Origin of the sequence: Micromonospora maritima (assembly GCF_902825405.1) — a bacterium.
Lineage (GTDB): Bacteria > Actinomycetota > Actinomycetes > Mycobacteriales > Micromonosporaceae > Micromonospora > Micromonospora maritima.
Window position 1 is genome coordinate 1 of record NZ_CADEAU010000243.1, and the last position, 8,167, is coordinate 8,167.

Sequence of the window (8,167 nt, forward strand, 5' to 3'; positions counted from 1 at the left end):
AGCGTCCGTCGCCGTTCGCCGACTGCGCCCCGCTGACCGTCGCGCCCGCGTCGGCCGCCCCGGTGCCGGCCGGCACCGCCGGGGCCGAGCTGCCCGACCTGACCCTGAACTGCTTCACCGGTGGCGCGCCGGTGCGGGTCCGGGACGTCAAGGGTCCGGCGGTGATCAACGTGTGGGCGTCCTGGTGCGGGCCGTGCCGCAAGGAGCTGCCCGCCTTCCAGCGGCTCAGCGAACGGGCCGACGGCCGGTTCCAGGTGATCGGCGTGAACAGCCGGGACAGCCGCGGTGGCGCACAGTCCATCGGCGAGGACTTCGGCGTCGGCTTCCCCATGCTCGTCGACCAGGGCGACGCGTTCCAGCGTGCGCTCGAACGCAACGCCTTCCCGCTGACCGTCCTGGTCGACGGCGACGGCCGGATCCGGCACGTCGACGCGACCGGCGCGTTGGACGACGACCGGCTCGCGACGCTGGTCCGGACCCATCTCGGGGTGACGGTGTGACCCGCAGGCCGCCCGCGTGGTTCGACCCGCTGCTGGGCCGGCTGGGCAGCGCCCGGGCGGAGGACTTCACCCGGATCGTCACCCCGGACAGCGGCGGCCGGGAGAGCGCCGTGCTGGTGCTGCTCGGCGAGGAGCCCGACGCCGGGCCGGACGTGCTCGTCCTCCAGCGCGCCGCGACGCTGCGCAACCACGCCGGGCAGCCCGCCTTTCCCGGCGGCGCCGCCGACCCGGAGGACGCCGACGCCCGCGCCACCGCGCTGCGCGAGGCGAACGAGGAGGTCGGCCTCGACCCCGGCAGCGTCACCGTGCTGGCCGAACTGCCCCGGCTCTGGATCCCGGTCAGCGACTTCGTGGTCACCCCGGTGCTCGCCTGGTGGCACGACCCGCACCCGGTGCACCCGCGCGAGCCGGCCGAGGTCGCGCACGTCGCCCGGCTACCGGTCGCCGAGCTCGTCGACCCGGACAACCGCATGCGGGTACGCCACCCCAGCGGCTGGATCGGCCCCGCCTTCTCGGTGCGCGGCATGCTGGTCTGGGGCTTCACCGCCGGCGTCATCGACACGTTGCTGCAGATGGGTGGCTGGGCCCGGCCGTGGCCGCGCAGCCGGGTGGTGGACCTGCCGCCGGTCGGCGCCACCCCCGCGCCGTCGGCCGGCACCGAGGCGGCGGACGAGACGCGGGTGCGCTGATCACCCGGGCGCACCCTCAGGTCACGTTCAGCGAGCGCTGAGCCTCCCGTGGGCCTGGTGCCCGTACCCTTGGGGCGTGTCCGCCGTGGATCTCGTCCTGCTCCTGCTCATGCTCGTGTTCGCGATCAGCGGATACCGCCAGGGCTTCGTCATCGGGGCCCTGTCGTTCTCCGGGTTCTTCCTGGGCGCACTGCTCGGCCTCCAGATCGGCCCGCTGATCGCCCAGCAGTTCGCGGCGAGCGGCACCCGGGTGCTGATCTCCCTGGTGGCGATCTTCGGGCTCGCCGTGCTGGGGCAGGCGTTGGCCGGCTGGCTCGGGTCCAACCTGCGCGCGGCCATCACCGGGCCGGCCGGCAGGAAGATCGACGACGTCGGTGGCGCGTTCATCTCGGTCGTCGCGGTGATGCTGGTGGCCTGGCTGGTCGCGGTGCCGCTCGGTTCCTCCTCGGTGCCCTGGCTGGCCGCCTCGGTCAAGAACAGCGCGCTGCTCACCGTCGTCGACCGGGTCCTGCCGGACCAGGCGCAGGAACTGTCCACGGCGCTGCGCGACACGGTCGACACCAACGGCTTCCCCGACGTGTTCAACGGGCTGGACCGCACCACCGCCCGGCAGGTGTCCCCGCCCGACCCGGCGCTGGCCAACTCCCAGGTCGTGCAGAACAGCAAGCGGTCCGTGGTCAAGGTGCTCGGGTCCGCGCCGAGCTGCTCGCGCCGGATCGAGGGCTCCGGCTTCGTGTACGCCGACGACCGGGTGATGACCAACGCGCACGTGGTGGCCGGCACCCGCTCGGTGGCGGTGGAGCTGCGCGGCGAGCGGTACGACGGCGAGGTGGTCGTCTACGACCCGAACCGGGACCTGGCCGTCCTCTACGTGCCCGGGCTGCCCGGGCCGTCGCTGCGCTTCGCCGCCGGTGAGGCCGGCAGCGGGGCGGACGCGATCGTGCTCGGCTTCCCGCTCGACGGCCCGTACGACGCCCGCCCGGCCCGGGTCCGCGACGTCGACCGGATCACCGGGCCGGACATCTACTCGGCAGGTGACGTGACCCGGGAGATCTACACCATCCGGGCGCTGGTGCGCAGCGGCAACTCCGGCGGTCCGCTGGTCTCGTCGAACGGGCTGGTGCTCGGGGTGATCTTCGCGGCGGCCGCGGACGACCCGAACACCGGGTTCGCGGTGACCGCGGCCGAGGCGCGGTCGGTGGCGCTGGCGGGCGCGGAGCGTACCCGGGGAGTGGGCACCGGCGACTGCACCTGAACCGGCCGACGGTGGCCGGGCGGCGCGGCGCTCAGCCGCCGGCCGGCGCCCCGGCCGGTGCCACGTCGTCGCCGGAGCGGTTCAGCGGCAGCTTCGCGCGACCCCAGGTGAGCGTGCGGTCGAGCACCGCCCGCGCCATGATCGCCACGCAGGTCCCGCCGTTGAGGAACGAGGCCACCACGTCGCTCGGGTGGTGCATGCCCCGGTACATCCGGGTCAGCGCCACCCCGACCGGCACCAGCACCAGCAGCGTCCACCAGGTGACCTTGGCCGGGGTGCTGCGCGCCCGCAGCGCCAGCAGCACCGCGAGGCCGACGTAGAGCGCGGTCGCCGCGGACGTGTGCCCGGACGGGAAGCTGGACGTCGGCGGGGAGGCGTCCATGTGCTCGACGGCCGGGCGGTTCCGGTCGATCACCATGGTGGTGAACAGGAAGATCAACGCTTGGGCGCTCACCGCCGCGCAGAGGAAGAGCGGCTCCCGCCAGCGGTGCAGCACCAACCGCAGCACCAGCGCGGCCAGCACGGTCACCACGACGATCATCTGGGTGCTGGCCAACGTGCTGAAGACCAACGACACGTCGTTCCAGCCCGCCGTCCGGTCGCCCGCCAGCTCGCGGTTGACCGCGTCCTCCACGGTGAACGGCCAGGTGTGCGCGAGGACCCGGGTGACCAGGAGTCCCAACCCCACCATGAGAGCGAACAGCACCGCCAGCGGCAGCAGGACCCGCCGGGTGACCCGGACCACGACATCGGACATGGGCCGCCATCTACCCAGTTCCCCGCCGGGCTACGCCCGCCGGTCGTTCGGACCCGGCTCGGCCAGCTCCGGCTCGATCCCCTCGCGCAGCGGACGCGCGGTGCGCCGGCCGGTCGAGGTGCGCCACGTGGCGAAGCTGGCCGCGGTGGCGGCCACGACGGCCACCCCGAGCACCCAGCCGCCCACCACGTCGCTGGTCCAGTGCACCCCCAACGCGATCCGGCTCAACCCGGTCACCACCATGACCAGCGCCGCCGCCGTCCACAACGCGACCCGACCGGCCCGGCTGTCCCGGGCGAACGGCAGGAACACCAGCAGCAACACCCCGGCCGCCAGCGCCGCGTTCAACGCGTGACCGGACGGGAAGGAGTAGCCCGCCGCCCGCGCCACCGGGTCCAGCAGCTCCGGCCGGTCCCGCCCGACCAGCAGCTTCAGCAACGCGCCGAGCAGCCCACCGACGAGCATGGTGACGACCACCCACACGGCCAGCCGCGGCGCACCGCGACGCAGCAACCAGACCACCACCACCGCGGCGGCCACCCGCAACGGTCCCGGCCCCAGCGCGTGGGTCCACACGGTCATCACCTGGACCCAGGCCGGGTGGTCCAGCGCATAGCCGTGGAACGCGTCGGTGACCGACGCGTCCAGTCGGAGCAGCGGCGGCCAGGCGCCCAGCACCAGCAGCGCGAGCAGGGCGAACGGCACCAGCACCAGGAAGGCCGCGGTGGCCGCCAGGGTGAGCCGGAGACCCAGCGAGTGGTCGGGGTCGAGGCGGCGGGCCCGCCAGGACCGCTCCCGCACGGACGTCGGACCGGTGGTGTTCATGCGCCGTTCACTACCCACGGCGCGGCGTGATCAGACCGGCCGCTCAGCGACGGGTCTGCCGGAACCGGCGCACCATCAGCGCGGTGCCGGTGACCAGGGCGACGAACAGCGCCAGGCCGGTCCAGAGCCGCTCCGGCGCGGAGTCGTCCGCCTGCCCCGCCGGGCGGGCCGACCACCCGGGCTGCTGCGGGCGGCCGAGCGGGTCGCCGCCCTGCCCCGCGCCCGCCGCCCGGCTGTCCCGGTCCTCGCCGGGCGCCGGCCCGAAGCCCACCACACCCGGGGAGGCGTTGTCGTCGAGCGGGTTGCGCCCCACCGGCGACACGTCGGCGGTGAGCGCGGCCACCGGATCCACCATGCCGAAGCCGAACCGGTCGTCGCGCCCGGTCGGGCCGAGATCGCGGGCGGTGCTGATCAGCCGGTTCACCACGTCCCCGGCCGGCATCCGCGGATAGCGGGCCCGGACCAGGGCGGCCGTCGCGGCGACCAGCGGCGCGGCGAAGCTCGTTCCCTGCACCCGCCAGTAGCCGCCCTGCTGCCGCGCGCCGTAGAGGGCGGTGGCCGGCGCGCTGAGGATGGTCTCGCGGCCGGTGACCGAGCCGGACCAGAGGTTCTCGCTGTTGCGGTCCAGCCCGGTGACCGCGAGCACGCCCGGCTCGCGGGCCGGGTACCACACCTTGGTGCTTGTCGACGTGGCCAGGTTGCCGGTGCAGGCGACCACCACCACGTCGCGCGCGAAGGCGTAGTCGAGCGCGGCGGCCAGGGCCGGGCTGTCACCGCCGCCGCCGAGCGACAGGTTGATCACGCGGGCGCCGTTGTCCACCGCCCACCGCACCGCCTTCGCGATGATCAACGCGTCGTCGTACCGGTTCTCGGCGTCCAGCACCCGCACCGGGAGGATCCGGGCGTCCGGCGCCAGCCCCACCACGCCCCGGTCGTCGTCGGCCCGCCCGGCGATCAGCCCGGCCACCGTGGTGCCGTGGCCCACCGGGTCCGGCCCGTCCGCGCCGTCCGGGTCGACCAGGTCGAGGCCGGGCAGCACCTGCCCGGCCAGGTCCGGGTGCGAGCCGTCCACTCCGGAATCGATCACCGCGACCACCACGCCACGGCCGGTCGAGGTGCGCCAGGCGGTCTTCGCCCGCAGCTCCGCCAACTGCCACTGCTCGTCGCGGACCTGGTCGGTGCGGACCACCGCGTCGGGCGCCCGGGCCGGCAGGGTGCGAGCGACGGGGACAGCCGGTGTCGCGTGCGCCGGCGGGGCGAGCGGGCCGCCCGCGACGACGAGCGCCGACACCGCGGCGAGCAGTGCCCGTCCGGTGAGACGCCGGGACGGCACGCCGGGAGCTCCCTGTCGTTCCCTGGTCACATTCCCCAGCCATTCCGTCGCGTCCGACACATGCTGCTCGGAGATTACCGGTTGTCCCGACCGTCACGGGGCAACTCCGCACGCCCGGTCACCCGGGCGGAAGATGGGCCAACTGCACCAGGCGTACGCCCTCACGGCGGGTGACCAGGCGGGCCCGTCCCGGGGGCAGCGGACCGGCCTTCACCTGACCGACGAGCGGCCCCTCCTCCGGGCCGCCCGACATCACCAGCCCGGCCGTGGACAGCTCCCGCAGCCGCTGGATGATCGGCTCGTACGCGGTCCGGCCGGCACCGCCGGAACGCCGCGCGAGCACCAGGTGCAGCCCGACGTCCCGGGCGTGCGGGAGGTGCTCCTCCAACGCGCGCAACGGGTTGCTCGGCCCACCGGCCACCAGGTCGTAGTCGTCCACCAGCACGAACAGCTCCGGCCCCGTCCACCAGGACCGGGCGCGCAGCTCGGCCGGCGTCACCCCGGGACCGGGCTGCCGCCCCTGGAGGTAGCCGGCCGCCGACTCGATCAGCTCGGTGGTGTGCGGCGCGGCCGTGCCGTACCCGATCAGGTGCGGCGTGGCGATCGTGCCCATCAGGCTGCGCCGGTAGTCCACCAGGATCACCCGAGCCTGCTCCGGGGTGAACCGGCGGACGATCGAGGTGGCCAACGCGCGCAGGAACGAGGACTTGCCGCACTCGGCGTCGCCGAACACCACGAGGTTGGGTTCGGTGGCGAAGTCGAGCACCACCGGGGACAGGTCCGCCTCGGCCACCCCGACCGGGAACGCCAGGCCGGCGGTCGCGGTCTGGTCCAGTTCGGCGTACGGCAGCACCGGCGGGAGCAGCCGCACCCGGGGCGCCACCGGGCCGGCCCAGGCGCCGGCGACGGCCTTGACCAGGTCGCCGGTCTCGTCACCCAGGGCGGTGGCCCGCGGTTGGGCGGTGAGGAAGTGCAGCCCGCCGGCGGTGATCCCGCGCCCCGGCCGCTCCTCCGGCACGGTCGCCGCCAGCGCCCGCTTGACCACCACCGAGTCGGCCGGGTCACCGAGGCGCAGTTCCAGCCGGGAGCCGAACAGGTCGCGGATCGCCGGCCGGAAGTCCGACCAGCGCAACGCCGTCGCCACCACGTGCACCCCGTACGCGAGGCCGCGCGTGGCCAGCTCGGTGACCAGCGGTTCCAGGTCCTCGTACTCGCCGCGCAGCGTGTTCCAGCCGTCGACCACCAGGAACACGTCCCCGAACGGGTCGGCGCCGCCCGGCCCGCCCGCGGCCCGTCGCCGACGCCAGGCCGCCATCGACTCCACCCCCGACTCGGTGAAGCGCCGCTCCCGCTCGACGAGCACGTTGACGACCTCACCGACGGTACGGCGGACCGCGGTGCCGTCGGTGCGCCCGCTCACCCCGCCGACGTGCGGCAGGTCGCGCAGCGCGCCGAGCGTCCCGCCACCGAGGTCGAGGCAGTAGACCTGCACCTCGGCCGGGGTGTGGGTGAGGGCGAGCGCGCAGACCAGCGTGCGCAGCAGGCTGGACCGGCCGCTACGGGTGGTGCCGACCACCCCGACGTGCCCGGCCGCGCCGTCGAGGGCCAGCCAGAACAGGTCCCGCCGCTGCTCGAACGGCTTGTCCACCACGGCCACCGGCACCTGCAACGCGCCGTGCAACTCCGGATTGGCCACGGTGAGCCCGCGGACCGGGTCGGTCCCGAGCACGCCGAGCAGCTCGTCGAGGGTCGGGGAGGCGTCCAGTGGGGGAAGCCACACCTGGTGCGCCGGTGGGCCCTGCCCGGCCAGCCGGTCCACCAGCAGGTCGAGCAGCGTCCCGCCGGTCTCCTCCTCGGCCGTCGGCGCCGCCGGCACGGCCGGCTCGGGCACCGGGACGAGGTGGCTGGAGAACGTGAGCACGCGCGGGGTTCCGCCGCCGGACGCACCCGCCGGGCCGGGGCGGCGGCGGACCGTCCCGGAGACGTACGCGGCCTTGAACCGGACCAGCGGGTCGGTGCCGGAGCGCAGGTAGCCGTGGCCCGGGGTGCGGGGCAGCTCGTGCGCGTCCGGCACGCCGAGCACGGTCCGGGACTCCAGCGCGGAGAACGTGCGCAGGCCGATCCGGTACGACAGGTGGGTGTCCAGGCCGCGCAGCCGACCCTCCTCCAGCCGCTGGCTGGCCAGCAGCAGGTGCACCCCGAGTGACCGGCCCAGCCGCCCGATCTGCACGAACAGGTCGATGAAGTCGGGCTTGGCGGAGAGCAGCTCGGAGAACTCGTCGCAGATCAGCAGCAGCGACGGCAGCGGAGCCAGCGGCGTGCCGGCCGCCCGGGCCCGCTCGTAGTCGCGCACGCTCGCGAAGTTGCCCGCCCGGCGCAGCAGCTCCTGCCGCCGCATCAGCTCGCCGTTTATCGCGTCCACCATCCGGTCGACCAGGGGCAGCGCGTCGGCCAGGTTGGTGATCACGGCGGCGGTGTGCGGCAGCCGCTCGAACGGCGCGAACGTGGCGCCGCCCTTGAAGTCGACGAGGACGAAGTTGAGCTGCTCCGAGCTGTGCGTGGCGGCCAGGCCGAGCACCAGCGTGCGGAGCAGCTCCGACTTGCCCGAGCCGGTGGCGCCGATCAACAGGCCGTGCGGGCCCATGCCGTCCTGCGCCGACTCCTTCAGGTCGAGGTCGATCGCGCCGCCGTCGGCGCCCACCCCGATCGGCACCCGTAGCCGGTCCCGCGCGGCCCGGGGCGCCCACCCCTGTTCGGCGGTGAAGCCCTCCGGGGCGCCGAGGCCCAGCAGCTCCGGCAGGCCCGGCT

The 8,167-nt window shown here is 74.9% G+C and carries 7 protein-coding genes; 3 read left to right on the plus strand and 4 right to left on the minus strand.

Features of this window, described 5'->3' with window-relative positions:
* From HUW36_RS20170 to HUW36_RS20180, 3 genes are all read left to right on the plus strand, one after another.
* A partial coding sequence (locus tag HUW36_RS20170) for a TlpA family protein disulfide reductase (protein WP_174529598.1) occupies nt 1-500 on the plus strand: 500 nt, incomplete at its 5' end.
* Nucleotides 497-1,189, plus strand: a complete 693-nt coding sequence (locus tag HUW36_RS20175; RefSeq protein ID WP_174529599.1) for an NUDIX hydrolase — start codon at nt 497-499, stop codon at nt 1,187-1,189. The genes HUW36_RS20170 and HUW36_RS20175, both read left to right, overlap by 4 nt.
* Nucleotides 1,190-1,265: 76 nt before the next feature.
* A complete protein-coding gene (locus HUW36_RS20180; RefSeq protein ID WP_174529600.1) occupies nt 1,266-2,444 on the plus strand; it encodes a MarP family serine protease in 1,179 nt (392 codons plus the stop codon).
* A gap of 31 nt (nt 2,445-2,475) precedes the next feature.
* On the opposite strand, the gene HUW36_RS20185 is transcribed toward HUW36_RS20180, so the two are convergent.
* The 4 genes from HUW36_RS20185 to eccCb all read right to left on the minus strand — a co-directional run.
* Nucleotides 2,476-3,201 carry a phosphatase PAP2 family protein gene (locus HUW36_RS20185; protein ID WP_174529601.1) on the minus strand — a complete coding sequence of 242 codons (726 nt, stop codon included), beginning with the start codon at nt 3,199-3,201 and terminating at the stop codon, nt 2,476-2,478.
* Nucleotides 3,202-3,231: 30 nt separating this feature from the next.
* Nucleotides 3,232-4,026, minus strand: coding sequence for a phosphatase PAP2 family protein (locus HUW36_RS20190; protein WP_174529602.1), 795 nt, complete (start codon nt 4,024-4,026; stop codon nt 3,232-3,234).
* 43 nt (nt 4,027-4,069) lie between these two features.
* Nucleotides 4,070-5,359 (minus strand): type VII secretion-associated serine protease mycosin, encoded by a 1,290-nt coding sequence (mycP, locus tag HUW36_RS20195; protein ID WP_425487249.1) that lies wholly within the window; start codon nt 5,357-5,359, stop codon nt 4,070-4,072.
* Between the two features lie 118 nt (nt 5,360-5,477).
* A partial coding sequence (eccCb, locus tag HUW36_RS20200; protein WP_174529604.1) for a type VII secretion protein EccCb occupies nt 5,478-8,167 on the minus strand: 2,690 nt, incomplete at its 5' end.

Excerpts from the sequence above, each read along its gene's own strand:
- HUW36_RS20185 (WP_174529601.1), bottom strand. The coding sequence starts at position 3,201 with ATGTCCGATGTCGTGGTCCGGGTCACCCGGCGGGTCCTGCTGCCGCTG.
- HUW36_RS20190 (WP_174529602.1), bottom strand. The coding sequence starts at position 4,026 with ATGAACACCACCGGTCCGACGTCCGTGCGGGAGCGGTCCTGGCGGGCC.